The 19,660-nt window shown below is 62.4% G+C and carries 20 protein-coding genes; 8 read left to right on the forward strand and 12 right to left on the reverse strand.

All coding sequences use genetic code 11. From position 1 onward, the window contains the following. Window positions 1–146 precede the first annotated feature (146 nt). Window positions 147–611, forward strand: coding sequence for a LysM peptidoglycan-binding domain-containing protein (locus QZ409_RS06190; RefSeq protein WP_296707973.1), 465 nt, complete (start codon window positions 147–149; stop codon window positions 609–611). Window positions 612–942: 331 nt separating this feature from the next. Beyond that, complete coding sequence (locus QZ409_RS06195; protein ID WP_296707975.1) at window positions 943–1,215, forward strand: hypothetical protein; 273 nt, start codon at window positions 943–945, stop codon at window positions 1,213–1,215. Window positions 1,216–1,306: 91 nt separating this feature from the next. On the opposite strand, the gene QZ409_RS06200 is transcribed toward QZ409_RS06195, so the two are convergent. The 3 genes from QZ409_RS06200 to QZ409_RS06210 all read right to left on the reverse strand — a co-directional run bounded on the left by QZ409_RS06200 (window position 1,307) and on the right by QZ409_RS06210 (window position 5,797). Then, the gene (locus QZ409_RS06200) at window positions 1,307–2,368 is read right to left on the reverse strand and encodes an efflux RND transporter periplasmic adaptor subunit (protein ID WP_296708455.1); all 1,062 of its coding nucleotides are present in this window, start codon (window positions 2,366–2,368) and stop codon (window positions 1,307–1,309) included. Window positions 2,369–2,453: 85 nt separating this feature from the next. Then, complete coding sequence (locus QZ409_RS06205) at window positions 2,454–5,621, reverse strand: multidrug efflux RND transporter permease subunit (RefSeq protein WP_296707978.1); 3,168 nt, start codon at window positions 5,619–5,621, stop codon at window positions 2,454–2,456. Next, a complete protein-coding gene (locus QZ409_RS06210) occupies window positions 5,618–5,797 on the reverse strand; it encodes a hypothetical protein (RefSeq protein WP_296707984.1) in 180 nt (59 codons plus the stop codon). Before QZ409_RS06210 ends, QZ409_RS06205 begins: the two co-directional genes overlap by 4 nt. A 211-nt stretch (window positions 5,798–6,008) precedes the next feature. Here QZ409_RS06210 and QZ409_RS06215 point away from each other — a divergent pair, with 211 nt between their 5' ends. After that, window positions 6,009–6,608: a TetR/AcrR family transcriptional regulator gene (locus QZ409_RS06215; protein ID WP_296707986.1), complete on the forward strand. Its 600-nt coding sequence runs from the start codon at window positions 6,009–6,011 to the stop codon at window positions 6,606–6,608. Between the two features lie 25 nt (window positions 6,609–6,633). Here QZ409_RS06215 and QZ409_RS06220 read toward each other — a convergent pair whose 3' ends face one another. Next, window positions 6,634–8,979: a PAS domain-containing protein gene (locus QZ409_RS06220; RefSeq protein WP_296707990.1), complete on the reverse strand. Its 2,346-nt coding sequence runs from the start codon at window positions 8,977–8,979 to the stop codon at window positions 6,634–6,636. Window positions 8,980–9,293: 314 nt separating this feature from the next. Here QZ409_RS06220 and QZ409_RS06225 point away from each other — a divergent pair, with 314 nt between their 5' ends. Further along, a complete protein-coding gene (locus QZ409_RS06225) occupies window positions 9,294–9,899 on the forward strand; it encodes a response regulator (RefSeq protein WP_296707994.1) in 606 nt (201 codons plus the stop codon). 1,150 nt (window positions 9,900–11,049) lie between these two features. On the opposite strand, the gene QZ409_RS06230 is transcribed toward QZ409_RS06225, so the two are convergent. Continuing rightward, window positions 11,050–11,232, reverse strand: a complete 183-nt coding sequence (locus tag QZ409_RS06230; RefSeq protein ID WP_296707999.1) for a hypothetical protein — start codon at window positions 11,230–11,232, stop codon at window positions 11,050–11,052. 210 nt (window positions 11,233–11,442) lie between these two features. Between QZ409_RS06230 and QZ409_RS06235 the strand changes: the two genes are divergently transcribed. Continuing rightward, window positions 11,443–12,510: a CorA family divalent cation transporter gene (locus QZ409_RS06235; protein WP_296708002.1), complete on the forward strand. Its 1,068-nt coding sequence runs from the start codon at window positions 11,443–11,445 to the stop codon at window positions 12,508–12,510. A gap of 105 nt (window positions 12,511–12,615) precedes the next feature. Here QZ409_RS06235 and QZ409_RS06240 read toward each other — a convergent pair whose 3' ends face one another. Both QZ409_RS06240 and QZ409_RS06245 read right to left on the reverse strand, forming a co-directional pair. Then, the gene (locus tag QZ409_RS06240) at window positions 12,616–12,780 is read right to left on the reverse strand and encodes a Flp family type IVb pilin (RefSeq protein WP_296708006.1); all 165 of its coding nucleotides are present in this window, start codon (window positions 12,778–12,780) and stop codon (window positions 12,616–12,618) included. 191 nt (window positions 12,781–12,971) lie between these two features. After that, window positions 12,972–13,643 (reverse strand): cupin domain-containing protein, encoded by a 672-nt coding sequence (locus tag QZ409_RS06245; protein WP_296708010.1) that lies wholly within the window; start codon window positions 13,641–13,643, stop codon window positions 12,972–12,974. Between the two features lie 215 nt (window positions 13,644–13,858). On the opposite strand from QZ409_RS06245, the gene QZ409_RS06250 reads away from it, so the two are divergent. Next, window positions 13,859–15,325 (forward strand): amino acid permease, encoded by a 1,467-nt coding sequence (locus QZ409_RS06250; protein ID WP_296708014.1) that lies wholly within the window; start codon window positions 13,859–13,861, stop codon window positions 15,323–15,325. Window positions 15,326–15,360: 35 nt separating this feature from the next. Here QZ409_RS06250 and QZ409_RS06255 read toward each other — a convergent pair whose 3' ends face one another. The 3 genes from QZ409_RS06255 to QZ409_RS06265 form a co-directional block, all read right to left on the reverse strand. Continuing rightward, window positions 15,361–15,801, reverse strand: a complete 441-nt coding sequence (locus tag QZ409_RS06255; RefSeq protein ID WP_296708017.1) for a DUF6691 family protein — start codon at window positions 15,799–15,801, stop codon at window positions 15,361–15,363. A 7-nt stretch (window positions 15,802–15,808) separates the two neighbouring features. Then, entirely contained in the window at window positions 15,809–16,240 is a 432-nt protein-coding gene (locus tag QZ409_RS06260; RefSeq protein WP_296708020.1) for a YeeE/YedE thiosulfate transporter family protein, read from the reverse strand. Between the two features lie 116 nt (window positions 16,241–16,356). Beyond that, window positions 16,357–16,548: a hypothetical protein gene (locus QZ409_RS06265; RefSeq protein ID WP_296708022.1), complete on the reverse strand. Its 192-nt coding sequence runs from the start codon at window positions 16,546–16,548 to the stop codon at window positions 16,357–16,359. 239 nt (window positions 16,549–16,787) lie between these two features. On the opposite strand from QZ409_RS06265, the gene QZ409_RS06270 reads away from it, so the two are divergent. Further along, a complete protein-coding gene (locus QZ409_RS06270) occupies window positions 16,788–17,144 on the forward strand; it encodes a hypothetical protein (protein WP_296708024.1) in 357 nt (118 codons plus the stop codon). A 21-nt stretch (window positions 17,145–17,165) separates the two neighbouring features. On the opposite strand, the gene QZ409_RS06275 is transcribed toward QZ409_RS06270, so the two are convergent. Both QZ409_RS06275 and QZ409_RS06280 read right to left on the reverse strand, forming a co-directional pair. Then, the gene (locus tag QZ409_RS06275) at window positions 17,166–17,333 is read right to left on the reverse strand and encodes a helix-turn-helix domain-containing protein (RefSeq protein ID WP_296708458.1); all 168 of its coding nucleotides are present in this window, start codon (window positions 17,331–17,333) and stop codon (window positions 17,166–17,168) included. Beyond that, the gene (locus QZ409_RS06280) at window positions 17,334–17,867 is read right to left on the reverse strand and encodes a cyclic nucleotide-binding domain-containing protein (protein WP_296708027.1); all 534 of its coding nucleotides are present in this window, start codon (window positions 17,865–17,867) and stop codon (window positions 17,334–17,336) included. A 122-nt stretch (window positions 17,868–17,989) separates the two neighbouring features. Here QZ409_RS06280 and QZ409_RS06285 point away from each other — a divergent pair, with 122 nt between their 5' ends. Beyond that, window positions 17,990–19,588 (forward strand): arylsulfatase, encoded by a 1,599-nt coding sequence (locus QZ409_RS06285; protein WP_296708030.1) that lies wholly within the window; start codon window positions 17,990–17,992, stop codon window positions 19,586–19,588. Window positions 19,589–19,660 lie beyond the last annotated feature (72 nt).

The following is a 19,660-nucleotide window of genomic DNA, read 5'->3' on the forward strand; positions in this document are numbered from 1 at the left end:
GGACTGAAAGTTTGGCGAGCCAGCCAGTTTCGGATCGGCCGCCAACGCCCCCGTCTGTGCCTGGCGCGGGAACCAGCGCGCCAGCAGAAAAATTGCCGGCGCTTCGTATCGACATCTTCCAGATTGCGCCGAATGGGGATGTTGTGGTGGCTGGTGCAGCTGCGCCTGGCGCGAAGGTCGCTCTGCTTGATGCCGGCGAAATTTTGCTGGAGACGCAGGCCGACCCGGCGACCGGCGAATTCGTCCTCCTGCCGCCGCGTCTCGGCGCCGGCGCGCATCGGTTGTCGCTGCGTGGCTCAACCTCCTCCAATAAAGCCGATATTCAGGAACGCGCCATGCAGGCGTTTTCGGTCGCGCCGCAAGTCAAGGTCTCGAACGCCCCTGGCTTGCCGCCTTCGGGCGCAGCCGCCGTCAAGACTGAACCGCGCGCGGCAGAAGCGGCGGCCGCGCCACGCGGGCAAGCGACAATCACGCGAGGCGATACGCTTTGGCGCCTCAGTCGCGACCGTCTCGGGCGGGGAGCGCTCTATCCGACAATCTATCAGGCCAATTCGGGGAAAATCCGGGATCCGAACCGAATTTATCCCGACCAAATCCTGACGATTCCATAAGCGCCAGATCATATTCGAGGTCTTAGCCTCCCTCGTCGTCGACGCCGTCCTCCAGTGGCTCAACCTTCAGATCGTCATCGCCGCGCCCCAGTGGAAGCGGTCGGCGGCATTGTTGACCCAAAAGGGAGCCTGCCTGCCGCGATCCTTGCGCCAATCCGAATTGATATAAATCAATTACAGGGTCAGAGATCCGTTCAAACTAGAGCGAGTTGATGGACTCAAGAACGTGGATGATCAAATAAAAAAACAATAATATCAATGATTCATGTTTGGCCCGTAGATGTGAAAGAGGATTCATCAGCACGAACCCTAATTGAGCGAGAGATACTCCATGTTGAAGATTGTGCAGTCTGATGATCGTAATAACAAGGTTGGCGATGAAGTTCTGATTCACGTTCGTCATTTGGCAGGCGGGCAAGTCATGACGATCGATAAATGCCCTCCTCAACTGACCGCACAGGAATGGCGCACTCTGCTCCTCAATGAGGCGGGCGCTTATTATCAGACCTTTGCCGGCGCTCGCGGCTTTTTCCGTCTGCCGCGCAATGTCTATGACGCCCTTGTCGCCAATCTGATGCCGGTGGCCGCCGAAGCGGCTGAATAAGACAGCGCAAATTTCGTATCAAGAACGCCCGCCACATTGCTGTGGCGGGCGTTTCCTTTCGGATGAACAGACGAAATTCGCCGCCGCGCCTTTACGAATGGGGCAGGGGCTTGACCGGCATCCCGGGGCCGATCTTCTGCAGATTGCCGACAATGACCTGATCGCCCTCGACGACGCCCTTTTCGATCGACACGAGGCCCTCATGAGCCGCGCCGAGCGAAACGATCCGCTGTTCGACGGTATTGTCCTTGCTGACGACATAGAGAAATTTGCCAAGCTGGCTCGATCCGAGCGCAGCTTGCGGAACCATCAGCGCGTCAGGATCGTCGCGCAAATACAGCCTGATGCGGACATATTGGCCCGGAAGCAGCGAGAAGTCGTGATTGTCGATCATGGCCCTGGCGGTGATCGTGCCCGTTGACTGATCGACGATATTGTTCAGGAAGCTCAGCTTGCCCGGATGGCTCGATTGCGCCTGGCCCGCAACGAAGATCTCCGCCTTGACTGGCCCCGCCTTGCGCGCCTCTTCAATGGCGACGAGATCGGTCTCGCTCGGATTGAATGTCACGTAAATGGGATCGAGCTGCACCAGGGTGTTGAGCACCGTGCCGCCAACGCTGACCATCGTGCCGATGGCCGCCTGATTGCGGCCGATGCGACCCGAAAAGGGCGCGCGGATTTCGGTATATTCCAGATTGAGCTGCGCGGCCCGGACAGCGGCCTTGCTCGCGGAGAGCGCTGCCGTGGCTTGCTGGAGCGAGCTCTGGCGCTGATCGAGCGAATCCTTGGCCAGGAAGCCGGTTTGCGCCAGCTTGCCGCCGCGATCGAGATTGGCGCGCGCGTAATCAAGCGCCGCGCTCTCGCGCTGGGCTTGCGCCTGCGCCTGATCGAGCGCCGCCTGATAGTCGCGCGGGTCGATCTTGTAGAGCAGGTCTCCCGCTTTCACATCGGCGCCGTCGGCGGCGACCTGCTGCATCAGATAGCCCGCGACCCTGGTCTGCAAGGTGACGTTCTGGAGGGACTCCGTGCGCGCCGAATAATCGAGCGTGACTGGAATCGCCTTTCTCACGACCGGCGAAACCGGGACGGGCATAGCCGGCATGGGCGCCGCCGCATGGGCTTCGCCCTCGCCCAGTTTTCCGCCCGGATGAATGACCAGGACCGAAAGACCGGCGCCGGCCGCGATGAGCGCCAATGCGCCCGGAATGAGCTTTTGAGCCTTCACGTTGACCTCCAGATTATTCTGCGGCGCTGGGCCGGGGATGATGTTCGCCCTGGTGTTGTTCGCCTTCTTGGGCGGAGCTTTGGGCGCCGCGCTCGCGCAGGCGCTCGATCATGTAGTAAAAGACCGGCACGAAGAGCAGCGTCAGGATCGTTGCCGCCAGCATGCCGCCGAAGACCGTCGTGCCGATCGACTGCCGGCTCGCCGCGCCCGCGCCCGTCGCGACCATCAGCGGCGTGACGCCGAGGATGAAGGCGAAGGCGGTCATCAGGATCGGACGCAGGCGCAGCCGTCCCGCCTCCATCGCCGCATCGATGATTTCGAGACCCTCCTCGCGGCGCCGCCGCGCGAATTCGACGATCAGAATGGCGTTCTTCGCCGCGAGGCCGATCAGCATGACGAAGCCGATCTGCGAATAGACGTCGATCTGCAATTGTCGCGTCCAGATCGCCAGCACCGCGCCGAGCAGCGCCAGAGGCACCGCCATCAGGACGATGAACGGCATGGTCCAGCTTTCATATTGCGCGGCGAGAATCAGGAACACGAAGACGATCGCCAGCCCGAAAATTAGCGAGGCCATCGAGCCGGCCTTCAGTTCCTGCAGCGTCACGCCCGTCCATTCATAGGAATAGTCGCGCGGCAGAACCGCCGCCGCCACGCGTTGCATCGCCGCGACGGCTTGGCCGGAGCTGTAGCCCGGCGCGGCGCCGCCATTGATGAGCGCCGAGCCGTAATTGTTGTAATGGGTCACGGTCTCCGGGCCGACAATGTTTTGCAGCGAGCCAAGCGTGGACAGCGGGACCATGCCGCCGGCGGCGTTACGCACATAGAAGCGAGAAATGTCAGTCGGATTGGCGCGAGCGTCCTTGTCGGCCTGCATGGTCACGCGGAAAGTGCGGCCAAACAGGTTGATGTCGTTCACATAGAGCGAGCCGAGATAAATTTGCAGGGTGTTGAACACGTCAGGCAGGTTCAGCCCCAGCAGTTTCGCCTTGGTGCGGTCGAGGTCGTAATTATATTGCGGCGTCGACGTGCTGAAGGCCGAGAAAAGCTGCTGCGGATTGAGTTCGGGCTGCTTGCGCGCCTCCGCGAGAAGGGCTTGCGTCACATCGTTCAGCGCCTGCGCGCCGTGGCCCGTCAGATCCTCGACCTGGAATTCGAATCCGCCCGTCGCGCCGAGACCGGGAATCGATGGAGGATCGAAGCTCAGCGCGATGGCGTCCGGAATCGAAAGCAGTTTCGGCCGCAGTTCGGCGACGAGCCGCGATGCGTTCTGTTCGGGCGGGCGCTCATCCCACGGCTTGAGAATGGCGAATTCGACCGCCGAATTGCTTTGCGCCGCATTGGTCAGGAAGTTGAGGCCGCTGATCGCGCCGACGATCTCGACGCCGGGCGTGGCCTGCAATATGTCGCGGACCTGCCGGGCCACGGCGTCGGTGCGCTCCAGCGAGGCGCCGTCGGGCAACTGGACCACGACGAAGAAATAGCCTTGATCCTCCACCGGCAGGAAGGTGGACGGAATGGTCCGCCAGACCACGAAGGTTCCGGCGATCGAGGCCGCGAAAAGCGCGAGCATGGCCCAGCGCCACCGGATCAGCCGGCGCACCAGCTGGGCATAGGCGTTTTGCAGGCGCTCGAAACCGGCGTTGAACCAGCGGAACAGGATGAACTCGCCCGCCGGCCGGTGCTTCAGGAACACAGCGGCCAGCGCCGGGCTCAGCGTCAGCGAGTTAAATGCGGAAATTCCGACCGAAATCGCGACGGTGAGGGCGAACTGGTTATAAAGCCGCCCGGCGACGCCGGGGATGAACGCCACCGGAATGAAGACCGCCATCAGCACGGCGGTGGTGGCGATGATCGGTCCCGTAACCTCAGCCATGGCCTTGCGGACGGCCTGTAGGGGCGGGAGCCCGGCCTCGAGCTGACGCTCGACATTTTCCACCACCACGATGGCGTCGTCCACGACGAGGCCGATGGCCAGAACCATGCCGAGCAGGCTCAGCATGTTCAGCGAGAAGCCCAGCATCTGCATCACCACGAGCGTGGCGATCAACGAGACGGGAATGGCGATGGTCGGGATGAGCGTCGCGCGCCAGCTTTGCAGGAAGACGAAGACGACCGCGACGACAAGGACCAGCGCTTCGCCCAGAGTGATCAGCACGTCATGCATGGCCGCCGCGACAAAGCGCGTCGTATCGTAATGCATGGCGTAGGCGATCCCCTTCGGGAAACGCTTCGACAATTGCTGCATCTCGTCCTGCACGCTTTTTTGCAGGTCGAGGGCGTTGGTGCCCGGCATCTGGTACACGCCGAGCACGACGGTCGGCTCCCCGCCGAAAAAGGCGGTGGAGGAATATTGCAAGGCGCCAAGCTCGATGCGCGCGACGTCGCGCAGCCGCACGACCTTGCCCGCCGAAGGTTCAGCGCGCAGGACGATGTCGCCGAATTGTTCGGTATTGCCAAGGCGGCCGAGGGCGTTGACCTGCATTTCGAAAGCCGTGCCGGCGGGCGCGGGCGACTGGCCGATCTTGCCCGCCGCGACTTGCACGTTCTGTTCGGCCAGGGCGCTCTGGACGTCGACGGCCGTGACGCCGAGATTGGCGAGCCGATCCGGATCGAGCCAAATGCGCATCGAATAGCGGCGTTCGCCGAAGATCTGGACGTCGCCCACGCCGGTCAGGCGCTTCAACGGATCGACGATTTGCAGTGAAGCGTAATTGCTCAAGGCGATCGGATCGACCGAGCCATCGGGCGATGTCAGGTTGACGATGAGAACGAAGTTCGGATTCTGCTTCTTGATCGTCACGCCGGCCTGGTTGACGATCGCCGGCAGCGACGAGGACGCCTGCGAGACGCGGTTCTGCACATCGACCGCGGCGATCGCGAGCGAATAGCCGACCTTGAAGGTGATGGTAATGGTCGAGGAGCCGTCGTTCGAACTGGTCGACGACATATAATCCATGCCCGCGACGCCGTTGATCTGTTGTTCGAGCGGCGTCGTCACCGTGTCGGCCACGACCTGGGCGCTCGCGCCGGGATACATCGCCTGAACGACGACCTGGGGAGGCGTGATGTCGGGAAATTGCGAGACCGGCAGCAGGAAATAGCAAATCGCGCCCGCCATCACCATAATGATGGCGACGGCGGAGGCGAAGACCGGACGGAGGGTGAAGAAGCCGATCACAGGGCGCCGCCCGTGCTAGCTTCGTCACGGACCTGCCGCTCATCAACGGAGCGGCCGAGCCGGCGCATCTGGCAGGCCAGCATGGCGCGATCAACACTATCGGCCCGGATCATCAGGGAAACCAGGGGATCGTTAAGCAATGTGTCAATGCGGTGGTCCAGCGTCTGCGTATCCATGATCGGGTCCTTTCCGCTTGAAGCCGGCTGCGCTTTGGATCAGCGTGTGGCGGTTCAAGGCTCGTTTTCTTGACCGGCTGCCATTTTCGTGACTGGCGACCAATTTCTTGACCGGCGGCTGTTGTAGTGTTACCGGTAAGTACCATTTGAATGTTACAGACCGGTCACAGCCTGTCAAGTGGCTGGTTAACGATTTCGAAGGAAGGCGAAAATGTCCAAAGAAGACGCAATGTCCCGGACTCCGCCGCGGGACCGCATCATCGAGACGGCCCGTGAGCTTTTTCGCAAACATGGTTTGCGCGGCGTGGGCGTCGACGCCATCGCCGAGGCGGCGGGCAGCAACAAGATGACGCTTTATCGCCACTTCGGCTCCAAGGACGACCTGATCGCCGCCTGTTTGACGGAAGCGGGCAAGGAGGCGGCGCAGGAATGGGATGAGTGGGACGCGGAATTTCCCGACGATCCCATGAACCAGCTGCACGAATGGATCGGTTGCGCGGTGTCCTGCGCGATAGAGGATCCGCGCGGCTGCGACATCGCCAACGCCGCCATCGAGATCACCGAACCCGATCATCCGGCGCGCAAGGTTATCGCCCAGGTCAAGTCGGCGCACCGCGACCGTCTGGCCAGGATCTGCCGTGACGCCGGCTTCCCGGATGCGGAACTGCTTGCGGACGCCCTGACCTTGCTGGTCGAAGGCGCGCGCGTCAGCTGGCAAACGGTCGGCCCGCAGGGTTCGGGCAGCCGCTTCGTCAGTGTCGCCGAGGCGGTGGTCGCGGCTTTCGCGGAGCGCGGCAAGCGGGCCGTCTGAACGGGCGCGGCGAAAACCCTAACCATCAGCGCTCGATCAGTCGCGCCAGATGACTTCGCAGGTCCTCGGCGTCCACCGGTTTGTGAAGGACGGGGAACCCGCTGGATTCGATTTCGGCGATGCGGGCGCCGTCGGTATCGCCGGTAAGCACCATTGTGGGAATGGCGCGCGCAGCGCGGACATGGATTTCCTTTGCGGTCTCGATGCCGGTCAGGCCTTCGCCAAGGCGCTGGTCGGTGACGATGGCGTCGAAGCACGATTTTTCCTTCGCGGCCAGTTCGAGCGCCTGTTCGCTCGAATTGGCGAGGAAGGTCTCATATCCAAATTGGTTGAGCAGGATTTCAAGACCATGTCGCACGATGGCGTTGTCTTCGATAACGAGGACGCGGCCGCCGGGATCGTCGACACCCGTCTTGCTTGCGGCGACGGGGGCCGCCTGCTGATACAGTGGGAGGGTCAGCGAGAAGCGAGACCCTCGGCCGACCCTCGACGCCACCTCGACCTCGGCACCCAGCAGGTCCGCAAGGCGACGGACGATGGCCAGGCCCAGGCCAAGCCCCTGCTCGAGATTGCGCCCGGGATTGTGCAATTGATGAAATTCTTCAAATATCTCCGAGAGCTTGTCCTCAGGGATGCCAATGCCGCTGTCGATGACGTCAATCCGGGCAAAAGCGCCCCGACGCCTGACGGTCAAAAGCACGCCGCCCATCAGCGTATAGCGCAGGGCGTTTTCGATCAGATTGCGCAAGGCGCGACCCAATAGCGCGGGATCGGTGCGCGCTTGCAAATTCCTCGGGACGCAACGCAATTCGAGCGCCATGCTCACGGCTTTCGGTGCGTATTCGGCCGTGAGTTTGCTGACCATCTCGCCGAGGTCCACGCATTCGGCGAGCGGCGCCACCACGCCGGCGTCAAGGCGGGAGATGTCGAGAACGCTGTTGAGGAGACCATGCAGGCCATCGACCGCCATCCGCATCATTCGCGCGACCTCGATGATTTTCGGCTGGTCGGCGACTTGCCGCTCGATGACGGCCAGCAGCAGCAACAGCGACTGCACCGGCTGGCGTAGGTCATGGCTGGCGGCCGCGAGAAATTTGGACTTGGACATGTTGGCCCGCTCCGCCTCGGCCTTCGCCGTGGCGAGCGCCCGGTTGCCTTCGACCAGCGCCGTGATGTCGCGGAAGGTGGCGGCGGCATAACGCTCGAAGGGTACGACCAGATTGCGGAAATGACCATTGACGCCGTCAGCGTCATATTCGAGGTCATATTCCTGCGTCCTCCCGCTCTCGATGATGCGCCCGTGCTTTTCGATGAGGCCGCCGGGAAGTTTGGCGCCCGGCAATGTCTCGCTCAGCAGCCGCCCTTCCATCTGTTCCGGCGTGCTGAGACAATATTGCGCCGCCACCGGATTGACATAGACCACCATGAGATCGGCGATCCGCCCTTCGTCGTCCCGGACGGGATCGAAAATCAGGAATCCGTCGAGGGAGGCCTCCTGCGCGGCGCGGAATCGCGTTTCGCTCTCGGTGAGTTTCTGCTCCGCCTGCTTCTGCCCGGTGACGTCCAGATCAATGCCGTACATTTGCAAGGGCGCCCCGTCGGCGGCGTAATCGAACTTGGCCATCGACGCGAGCCAGCGAATTTCGCCCGATGGCAGCACAACACGATATTCGGCCCTGTAGTCCGGCGCGCCTTGCCGAATCAGGTCGCGGATCAGGCGCTCGGTCCGTTCCAGATCATCGGGATGGAGGCAATCGCGCCAGTTTTCATATCGCGCCAGTTCGCGCTGGGGATCGCGCCCGTAAATTTGAGAGCGTTCGGGCGTCCAGACGATTTCGTTGGTCGGAATGTTCCACTGCCACGCCGTCGCTTTCGCTCCGCTGAGCGCGAGCCGCAGGCGCTTGTCGCTTTCCAGGAGCGCCTCTTCGGCGCGCTTGCGATCGGTGACGTCGAGGTTTGTTCCGACAACCCATTCCACCTCTCCCGTACTATCGGCGCGGACCGTCTCGACGGCCTGGATGATCCGGATTTCGTGATTGTCGCGACGCCGAATTCGAAATTCACGACGATTGATCCCGCCTTCGCGCGCATGCCGTTGAAGGAGCTCCGCCTGTTCGGCCAGGTCATCCGGGAAGACCGACGCGGCCCAGATGTCATAGTTCACGAACCCGTCCGAAGTCGTTGGAATTCCGTAAAGGGCGAACATCTGGCGATCCCACCGGATGACATTGGTTTTGACGTTCCACTCCCATATTCCGACGCCGGTCGCTTCGGTCGCCAACCGGCTGCGCTGCTCGCTTTCGCGCAGCGAATCCTCCGTGAGGCGCAGCCTGAGCTTTTGCCCGTCCTTATCGCCGTCCCGGCCCCGCATTATGGGCGCTCCCTGGATATTCGCGGATTGAGCTCCACTTATAACACGCACCATTTGTAAAAAAATCGCGGGTCGCTCGATACGACGCATGGCGGACGCGATCAAAAATTTATGCCGCCTGCCCACGATCCGGGGAACTACGTATAGCTTTCGGAGGTTAGAAAAGCAGATTGATTGCTCGCATCCGTGGACGCGTGGTCGCGGTTTAGGCGAGATGACGATAACATTGCCGCAGCCCCGCGCGGGATAATGAAGACGCGCGGAAAACTTAAGGACAGCTTGCAATTTGCAAGTCAGAATTTAAAGTTCGGACCATGTCTCAAATAGTACATATTATCGACGACGATCCTGTTGTCTGCACTTCGATCCGTCTACTTATTGAGTCCGAGGGAATCGAAGCCAAGACCTATTTTTCGGCGGCTGAATTCCTCAGCGCGATCGGGCCAAACGACTGCGGATGCGTGGTCGCCGATGTACGACTGCCCGGGATGAGCGGCGTCGATCTTTTGACCCATATTGCGGCGCAGGGTCTGAATTTTCCAGTCATCGTCATCACCGGCGAGGCCGACGTTCCGCTTGCCGTTCATGCGATGCGAGAAGGCGCAGTCGATTTTCTGGAGAAGCCCTTCAGGAATGACATGCTGATCGCGGCCGTTCGCAAGGCGTTGCAGCGAAATTCCATTCCCGAAGGCGCCGCTACGCAGGAAATTCGGGCGCGACTGGCCAGCCTGACCTCGCGCGAGCGCGACGTGCTGGAAGGGTTGGTCGATGGAAAGTCGAACAAAGCCATCGCCAATGAACTGGGCATCAGCTTCCGTACGGTCGAGATTTATCGCGCCAATCTCATGAAGAAAAGCCAGGCCCGCAGCCTGCCCGAACTGGTGCGCATGGCGATCTCCGTCCAGGACCGCGTTTCATGACCGGATTTTGGCTGGTCGATGGACCGCCGGGGTGAGCGCCTTTTGAGGATATACTTTAAAGGCGACCCCTGAAATTGGACCAGCGCCAATATTCGCCATGGCAACCGACCGTGTAAATTCGCTCCCCTGTATGAACAAGGATTGGAGCAGCAGGCGAATTTTCAATATATTCGAACGGTGTTTCCACTTCAACACTATCGACCGGGCGCTTGCATTTCTCGCAGGACGGATATCCATCTCCCCATGGCGGGACAAGAGCCTCCGGCAAATGTCCGGGTTTTCCCATTTTCGACCTCCCGAGAGTTCGTCCGCGCGCCACGCTTGGCAAGCGAAAGAAGACGCCCGTCTTGCGAGGGCTATTGGCCCACAAGTTCTCGCCTGTGAGACTTGGCGCTATATGGTTCGACGCTCACGCCCTTGCGCAAACAGGCAACCCCTTGCCAGGCTTGAATTGTCGGGCGTCGGGGAATGGGCGGGCGTCGCCGGGCCTTTCGCGCCTTTCCTTTCGACGGGAAATGAACGGGCGGTAGCGGCGCCGACAAGAATGACGATCTCGCCCGACTGATTTGTAACGACAATTCGCCCGCCATTCATGTCCGGGCGGCGGGCGAAACCCGTAATCTGCGCCCATACGGCGCTCAGTTCGCGATGCGCGGCTGAATGAACGGCTAAAATGGCGCCATCGTCTTTAAGCAATTTGAAAAAGTAATTTTCCAAGCGCTGACCTGTGCTCGTTCGAATTCTCTAGTTTTTCTTGAAGTCGATGCCGGAAGCGGGACCCTGGCTCCGCTTCGGGTATCGGCGCCGGTTGAAGGACCATCCTCCGAATGAGGCGCGCCCCAAACGGACGCTCGCGCGCAAAGCCGCGTCCCAGTTTCAGTACCAGCAGCGCCCGCGTTCGGTAAGATCGCACTCACCCTTAAGGGGTTGCCCATAGTCGAAAAGTCGGATCGATCTCGATCATTGGAGGCCCGACGCGGGAGGCGAGCGGCTCGAAAAAATTCCGCGGGGGCGCAGAACTTTCATCGGCGTGGCGCATTGTCAGATCAGTAGCGCAACGGCGTTCGAAAGAACGCCAGCCGATCCTGAAAAGGACGGGCGCTGCCGGGAGCGGCCTGTTCCGAGTCACATCGGACAGGCCGTACCTGTTTCATCCCCCGCTCGATTTCGCCTTGTCGCCCTTGTGATCGGGCGCTCCGGTCTCGCTTGGCTGTGTCAAGGAGGGCGGATCGCTTGCCGGGAAGGAGTCTTCCAGCTCCCGTTCAAGCTCGTCGTCTTTCTCGTCATGCTTCTGTTTTTCGGCGGTCGTCTTCGATTTGTCTTTCCCGGCCATTTCAGCCTCCTCGCCAGCCCACTTGTCAGGAATAACAAGAGCGGGGGCGACCTGTTCCCTTGGCGAAAAAGGAAACGCGAAGGCGGAAGAGCGCGCCACGCGATGGATTGGCTCCGTTTAACTTTGTCGCCGCCCCGCGCCTTGTCAAAAAAACGTAATCGAGCCGTCGTTTAACGGCGTTTGTCTTTTTCCAATTTTCCGATGGCTTCCATGTCCACCGATCGTCTCAAGGCCGCGTTCGAAAGCGGCGTACCGGGTTGCAACTGGATCCTGCGTTTCGACGCCGACGGCCACGCCGAGGTGGGCTCCGCCGCCGACATCGAGCTCATCGACAATCCGGGGCCCGGCTATGTCTGGCTGCATCTCGATTGCATCGACCGCCGCTTCATCGACGTCCTGCGTCATCTGAAGACGCTGACGGCGGAAGCGCGCGAGGCGCTTGCCGGAGACGCCAATCACCAATTCGTCGAACACGCGGACCACACGATCTGCGGCGCCATCGCCGATCATCAGCACTCTATCGACGGGCCGAAGGAAGAGACGGATTTCCTTCGTTTCGCTTGCGGGCCGGGGTTCCTCATCACCGCACGGCGAATCCCGCTCTATTCGGCCCAGACGACGCGGCGCGCCCTTGCGGATGGCGTGAAGGCCGCCAGTCCGATCGCGCTGTTTGAATTGATCGTCGCGAATCTGTGCAAATGTTCCGCTGGCATGATGCGGGACATCGCCATATCGCTCGACAGGATCGAGGATAATGTCGTGATCGAAGGACGAGGACGCGACCAGCGCGCGGGCCTGGGCCATGCGCGGCGCAGCGCCGTACGGCTGGCGCGGCAGGTCAATGGGCTTCAGTCCACGCTGGAGCGCCTCGAAGAGGCGAGCGAGTCATTCGATCACAAGGATTTCGCCGAGGTCGCGGCCAGTCTCGGCCAGATGGCGGATTCGCTCGCGCGCGACGCCGCCAACCTGCAGGACCGCGCGCGGATGCTCCATGACGAGATCAACGCGATCCTGACGACCGAGACCAATGACCGCCTTTATACGCTGACCGTCATCACCGCCATCATCCTGCCCGCGACTTTCGTCACCGGCTATTTCGGCATGAACACGAAGAATCTGATCTTCGCGGAAAGCGAAAGCGGCACAGTCTATGCGTCGTTCATCTGCCTGGCGGCCTCGCTGGGCGCGCTGGCGATCCTGTGGCGCTTGGGATTGGCGGGGACGGATGCGGAAGGGCGCGCCAAGCCCGCTACGAAAGCGGTGAAAAGATTGGGCTGACGCCTGCCGGATGGGCTCGCGCTAATGGCGCGGGAGGCCCAGACGCAAGGCGACGCCCGCCCCGTCGCCGGGTGCGGGCGTCGCCTTGCCGCTGATCTTTGAGTGTTAGTTCAATGCGTTCGAGACGGCGGTGAATTTCAGATTCATCTTAGCGCCGAGCAAAGTGGGCACCGTCAAGCAAAAAACGGAAATGACAGTCGCGATCACCGCATATTCAATTGCAGTGGTGCCGGACTCATCTCGAATCAGGCGCGCGAAAATCGACTTCATCGCAGACTCCATATGGAAAGTCATTGCTCCAAGCCGGGTTTGCGCCTGGGTGCGTTCGGAACAATCTAGCGCGCGAAGCTGGCTGACTCCTTAAAGTCTTTGCTAAAGAATTTGCGACGCTTCGGCCGGCTGCGGTCGGGGTTAACCCAGGGTAAAGCGCCGTGGAGGGCGTCTTCCGCCGGTCGCGGCCGTTACAAGGCGCAGACTCTCGGCTGCATCAAGGGGCCGGACTTGGTCCAGAGCCGAACGCCCGCCGGGCCGGAACGCGCCCGCAGCGGCTGCCCGGGCGGCAGCCGTAGCCAGGACAGGGGATTGAACGTCTCGCCGCCCTGTTTGAACGAACCGGACAGAACCAGCAGTTCCAATCCCTCTCGATTAGGCGGCGCGATATCGGCATGCGGCGGCCAGCTCTGGATTTGCACCCGTTCGGAAGGGCTTTCGAACAGAATGACCGAGGCGGTCCGGCCCGCCTCAGGCGCAAGGGCCGTTTCGCCGGGCCGGCGGATGATGCTGGCGTCATCATCGGCGTTGAACTGCCACAATTTGACGAAAAGGACGCAGCCCGGTTCGGAGGATGGCGCATGCGCCGTGCCGGGAGGATTGCGCAGATAGGAGCCTGCCCCGTAATCGCCCGTCTCGTCCGAGAAAACGCCTTCCAGAACCAGGATTTCCTCGCCGCCGCCATGGGGGTGAAGCGGGAATCGGCTGTTCGGCGCGAAGCGGACCAGAGAGGTCGCCCGCGCCACTTCATCGCCGACACGGTAGAGCATGCGCCGGTCGACCCCCTTGGCGGGGCTCGGCGTCCATTCCATCCGCGCGGCGTGAATGGCCGTCCGGATGTTCAGATCATCATTGAGACGCATGCTGGAGTTTCCTGTCGAGGGTCTCCCAAGCAGATGGGATTTCGGCCTGTCGCGGGCGAGCGGCGGTTTGGGCAAGCGGCGGCTTTGGACAAGTCGCGGCATGGACACGTCCCGGCTTGGACACGTCCCGGCTTGGGCGCTGGCGCGGCGACGCTTTCTTGCGGCGCAAAATGACGCTAGCATGATGGCCGGGGCAAACGAAGGGCGATCATTCATTGAGCCGCAGCATTTTCACGCGCAAGACCATCGAAGACCTCCGCCTTTCCCAGGTCTCCGCCGACGGTGAACCGACCTTGCGCCGCGCGCTCGGACCCTTCTCTCTCATGGCTCTCGGCGTCGGGGCGATCATCGGCGCCGGCATTTTCGTCCTTACCGGCGCGGCGGCGGCGCGTTACGCCGGTCCCGCGGTGGTGCTGTCCTTCGCGCTGGCGGGCTGCGCCTGCGCCATTGTCGCCTTGTGCTATGCGGAACTGGCGGCGCTGATTCCGGTTTCCGGCAGCACCTATAGCTATGTCTATGCGACGCTGGGCGAGGTTTTCGCCTGGATCATCGGTTGGGACCTTGTGCTCGAATATGCCATGGGCGCGGCGACGGTCGCCGTCGGCTGGTCGGGCTATCTCGTCTCGATGCTGGCGAGCTTCGGCCTGACCCTGCCGCCGCAGTTCACCGCCTCTTACGGCGGGCCAACGGCTGCGCCTGGCGTGGTCGGGTCGTTCAATGTCCCGGCGGCGGCCATTGTTCTCGCCGTCACGGGCTTGCTGGTGATGGGCACGCGGGAATCGGCGCGGGTCAATAATCTCATGGTCGGCTTCAAGCTCGCCGTGGTCGCGGTCGTGATCGTGGTCGGCGGCCTCCATGTCGCGCCAGCGAACTGGACGCCTTTCGTGCCGCCGAACGCCGGCGAATTCGGCCATTACGGCTATAGTGGCGTATTGCGCGCGGCGGCTGTGGTGTTCTTCGCCTATATCGGTTTCGACGCCGTCTCGACCGCCGCGCAGGAAGCGCGCGATCCGCAGCGCGACTTGCCAATCGGGCTCATCGGCTCGTTGACGATCTGCACCATTCTTTACATCGCGGTCGCGGCGGTGCTCACCGGCGTCGTGCCCTTCGCCGCGCTTGACCGCCCCGATCCCATTTCGGCGGTGATCGACGCCGTCGGCATGCCGGCGCTGGCGGTCGCGGTCAAGATCGCCGCTCTGGCGGGGCTGACGACGGTCATTCTCGTCCTGCTGTTCGGTCAGGCGCGCATCCTGTTCGCCATGGCGCGCGACGGCCTGCTGCCAGACGTTTTCGCCCGGCTGCACCCGCGTTTCCACACGCCAGCGGCCAGCCAGGCCGTCATCGGCCTCGCCGTTGCCGCGACCGCCGGCCTGCTGCCCATCAACCTGCTCGGCGAAATGGTCAGCATCGGGACGCTGGCCGCTTTCGCGCTCGTATGCGTGGCGGTGATGCATCTGCGCCGCCGTCATCCCGAATTGCCGAGGCCGTTTCGCGTCCCGCTGGCGCCGGCATTGCCCATTCTCGGCGTATTGGCCTGCCTGATCCTGATGGCGGGGCTGCCATGGCAGACCTGGGTCCGCCTGCTGGTCTGGCTGGCCATAGGCATGGCGATCTATCTGACCACAGGCCGGAATGGAGCCAGGCGCCACGCCAAGGCGGCCGCGAAAGGCGGATTAATTTAAGGGAATTGGACCCGCTCAACCCGGCGCGAGGGGCGTCAGACGTCTTCTGTCGCGGCGTCCGGCGCGGGGAGCGCCGAAAGCGCCTCGACGAGGATCATCCCCGCGGCCATGGCCACGACGAAGAGCAGGGCGCCCGGGCTCAGGAATCCGAGGCCGACGAGGGCGGGGCCGGGGCAAAAGCCGGCCAGCCCCCAGCCGATCCCGAACAGGGCGGCGCCGCCGAGAAGCCGTGCATCGATCGCGCGCGCCTGGGGCAGGGCGAGCGGCGCGCCGTTCAGGCTGCGTTCGCGCCCGGCCAGAACGCGGAACGCGACAAAGGCGATCGAGACCGCGCCGCCCATGACGAAAGCCAGCGAAGGATCCCAGGCGCCGGCAAGATCCAGAAAGCCGAGCACTTTTTGCGGTTGGGACATGCCGCCGAGGCACAGTCCGAGACCGAACAAAAGGCCGACAATAAAGGGCGCCAGGATCTTCATCTTGCGTCTATCCCAGCACGTGGCGGGCGACGAAAACGGTGAGGAAACCAGTCGCCATGAAGGTCGCGGTCGCGGCGGCGGAGCGCGGCGAGAGGCGCGCGAGACCGCAGACGCCATGGCCGCTGGTGCAGCCATTAGCCAAACGCGATCCGGCGCCGACGAGAAGCCCCGCGACGACGAGAAGCGCGGCGGAGGAGTTAATGGCCGGGCCCTGTGCGCCGAACAGCAGGATCGCGAGCGGGGCCGATGCGAACAGGCCGGCGATCAGCGCCAGACGCCAGAGCCATTTTCCCGGCTTGGGATTGACCAGCCCGGCCAGGATGCCGGCCACGCCTAGGATGCGGCCTTCCGAAAGCAAAAGTCCCGCGGCGGCGAGGCCGATCAGCGCGCCGCCGGCGAGGGCGGGCAGGGGGGCGAAATGGAGCCAGTCGATCTGCAAGGGAAACCATTGTGGAAACGGAGGGCGCGGCGCGCCTATTTATACATAGTCTATAAAATAAATTATGTTGCAGCGCCAGATGTTCTCTTCCGGGGGACGCGGTACATCCGGCAAACTCATTCTGGTTCTTCGCCGCGTTGCCGGCGGCGCAGTTGACGCGCGACGACGAAATTGGCCGTGCGGATGGCGCGGCCTTCGTCGGCGGTCTCGGCCAGAACCTTGTTGGCCACTTCCGCCCAGAGCCGGCAAAGCTCGTCGGTTTGCGCCTTGTGGGTGTGGCGCGGCGCGTCCTCGGGCCGCCAGGGCATTTGTGTTTCCAAAGCGACGGGCGCCGTTCGGACCCGCCTCGCGCCACCAGACTAGCGCCGGCGCGCGACCTGCGCCAGGGCTAGCGAAATTACCGAGCAATTCGACCTCCTTTCGCTTGAGCGCGGCATTTGCCCGCAGGTGATTGTCCATGCGAGAAAGCGGGTGACAGCCGCCTGCCGCCTGCTAGTGTCGGGCGGCAAAACGCGACAACAATGACACTTGTCGAGGGGGAACGAAAATGAAGCGTAGCGTCGAAAAAAGCCTTTTCGTGATTTTGGTCGCCGGCTTCGCGCTGGGCGCCGGACTGACCGGCGCCTCGGCGCTCGAATGCCCCAAGCTGCAGTCGCCGGGCGGCGCCGGAGCGGCCAGTCCCGACCTGACGGCGCAGCTGTCGTCGAAAGACGCGCTGGCCCAGATCCCCGGCATTTTCGCGTCGCTGCAGCAGCAATTTCCGGGCGTGTCCAAGCCGATTCTGGTGGACTACCTGATCGCGTCCTATTGCCCGGTCGTGAAAGCCAATACGAGCCTGAGCGACGAGGAGAAAATGGCGCGGGTCAAGGAATTCGCCGACCGGGTGGTTTCGAAGGCCTTTTGACGCCTCGTGGGGCGGCGAGGCTCAACCGCTGGCGACGAGCCTCGCCCGCAGTGCTTCCGGCGCGAGAACGCCGATCTGGCCATAGCGAATTTCGACATGGCCTTCGGCTTCCAGCCTGTGCAGGAATGTCCCGGCGGTGGTGCGGGCGAGATTGGACATGGCGGCGAGTTCGCTCTGGCTGAGGTCCAGTCAGAGCGCCGCCTTTTCGCCGCCATCGCCGTGGCGGAAGCCTCCGGCCCGCAGCAGGACCGCGATCATGCGGCGGAATTCGTCGCGGATCATCAGATCGTCCATCGCGCCGAGGGTGATTTTCAGGTCACTCAAAACGAGGCCCGCGATATAGCGCCACGTCAGCGGATCGCGCGCGGCGATCTCGTTGATCGCATGGAGCGGCAGGAAAAGCGCGTAGCAATTCCTGCCTGCCGACAGGCCCGCGATGCGGCGGCATCCGGTCACGGCGGGTCCATAGCCGCTCCAGGAGCCTGGGGTCATGATGTGCGCGAGGACGGGGACGTCGTCGCCGGGCGCGACGGAGATTTTCACGCTGCCTGAGACAAGCCCATACATGCCGCCCGGCGGATCGTCGATGGAATAGATCGATTGCCCGGACTTGAAGGATTGCAGCGCGACGCGACCAAGGACCGCGCGGCGGAATTCCTCCGGCGTCTGGCTGAGCCAGCCCCGCGTCCCAACGATCTCCTTGGCCTCATCGAGCGTCAGCATAAGATCTCCCAGGAAAAAATTTTGGACATTAAACGTAAATTTCGGGTTTGAATTGCCCGGCGACGGACAATTATCCTCGCCGCGACTCGCTAGCTTCCGGTGCTTCGTATTGGGAGGGGCAAATGTCATTGTTGAGAAAATTTACTTATAGCGTGGCCCTGTCATTGGGCTTCGCTGGCGCGCTGGCGCCGGTCTGCGCTCTGGCGCAGGAGCAAAAAAGCGCGAAAAAGCCGAATATCGTCATCATCTGGGGCGACGACATCGGCCAGTCCAATCTCAGCGCCTATACCAATGGCCTGATGGGCTATCGCACGCCCAATATCGATTCCATCGCCCGCGACGGCGTGATTTTCACTGACTATTACGGCGAACAGAGTTGCACCGCAGGCCGCTCGGCCTTCCTCACCGGGCAAAGCGTGTACCGCACCGGTCTCAGCAAGGTGGGCCTGCCCGGCGCCGATCTCGGCCTCAAGAAGGAAGACCCGACCATCGCCGAAATGCTCAGGACGCAGGGCTATGTCACGGGCCAGTTCGGCAAGAATCATCTCGGCGACAAGGACGAGATGCTGCCGACCAATCACGGCTTCGACGAATTTTATGGCAATCTCTATCACCTCAACGCGGAGGAAGAGCCGGAACTGCCGGATTATCCGAAGCCGAACGATCCCGAATTCCCGAATTTCCGCAAGAATTTCGGCCCGCGCGGCGTGATCCACAGCTGGGCTCTGCCCGACGGCACGCAGAAGATCGAGGACACCGGCCCGCTCACCAAGAAGCGCATGGAGACGATTGACGACGACATCGCGGCGCGCTCGGCGGAGTTCCTGGACAAGCAGGTCAAGACAGGCAAACCGGTGTTCCTGTGGGTCAATTTTACCCACATGCATTTCCGCACCCATGTGAAGCCGGAGAGCCTCGGCCAGGCAGGCCGATTCATGGGGCCCTATCCCGACGCCATGATGGATCATGACAAAAACGTCGGCACGGTGCTCGACAAGATCAAGGCGCTCGGCATCGACGACAACACCATCGTCATGTATTCGACCGACAATGGCCCGCACATGAATTCCTGGCCGGACGCGGCCATGACGCCTTTCCGCAACGAGAAGAACTCGAACTGGGAAGGCGCCTATCGCGTGCCGGCCATGGTCCGCTGGCCAGGCAAGATCAAGCCGGGATCGGTCGCCAATGGCATCGTCTCGCATCTCGACTGGATGCCGACCCTGCTCGCCGCCGCCGGCGCGCCGGACGTCAAGGAAAAGCTGCTGACGGGCTTCAAGGCTGGCGACATGACCTACAAGGTCCATCTCGACGGCTTTAACCAGCTGCCCTATCTCACCGGCGCCGAACCGAACAGCGCGCGCAAGGCCTTCTTCTATTTCTCGGACGACGGCGACCTGACCGGTCTGCGCTATGACAACTGGAAATTCGTCTTCCTGGAGCAGCGCGCGCGCGGCACCTTGCAGGTCTGGGCCGAGCCATTCACGCCGCTGCGCGTGCCGAAAATCTTCAATTTGCGGCTCGACCCCTATGAACGCGCCAGCGACACCTCGAACACCTATTACGACTGGCTGATGGACCACGCCTTCATGCTGGTCCCGGCCCAGAAATATGTCGCGGACTTCGTCGGCACCTTCAAGGAATACCCCCCGCGCCAGAAGGCCGCCAGCTTCACTGTTGGCGAGGCGCTCGAAAAGCTCTCGAAGCCTTCCGGCGACTGAGCCTTTCCTTTTTCAACGCATTGCGCGGCCGCCTCAGGGCGGTCGCGTTTTTTCAGGCGCCGCCTTGCGCCG

Source organism: Rhodoblastus sp., assembly GCF_019449565.1.
Classification (GTDB): domain Bacteria; phylum Pseudomonadota; class Alphaproteobacteria; order Rhizobiales; family Beijerinckiaceae; genus Rhodoblastus.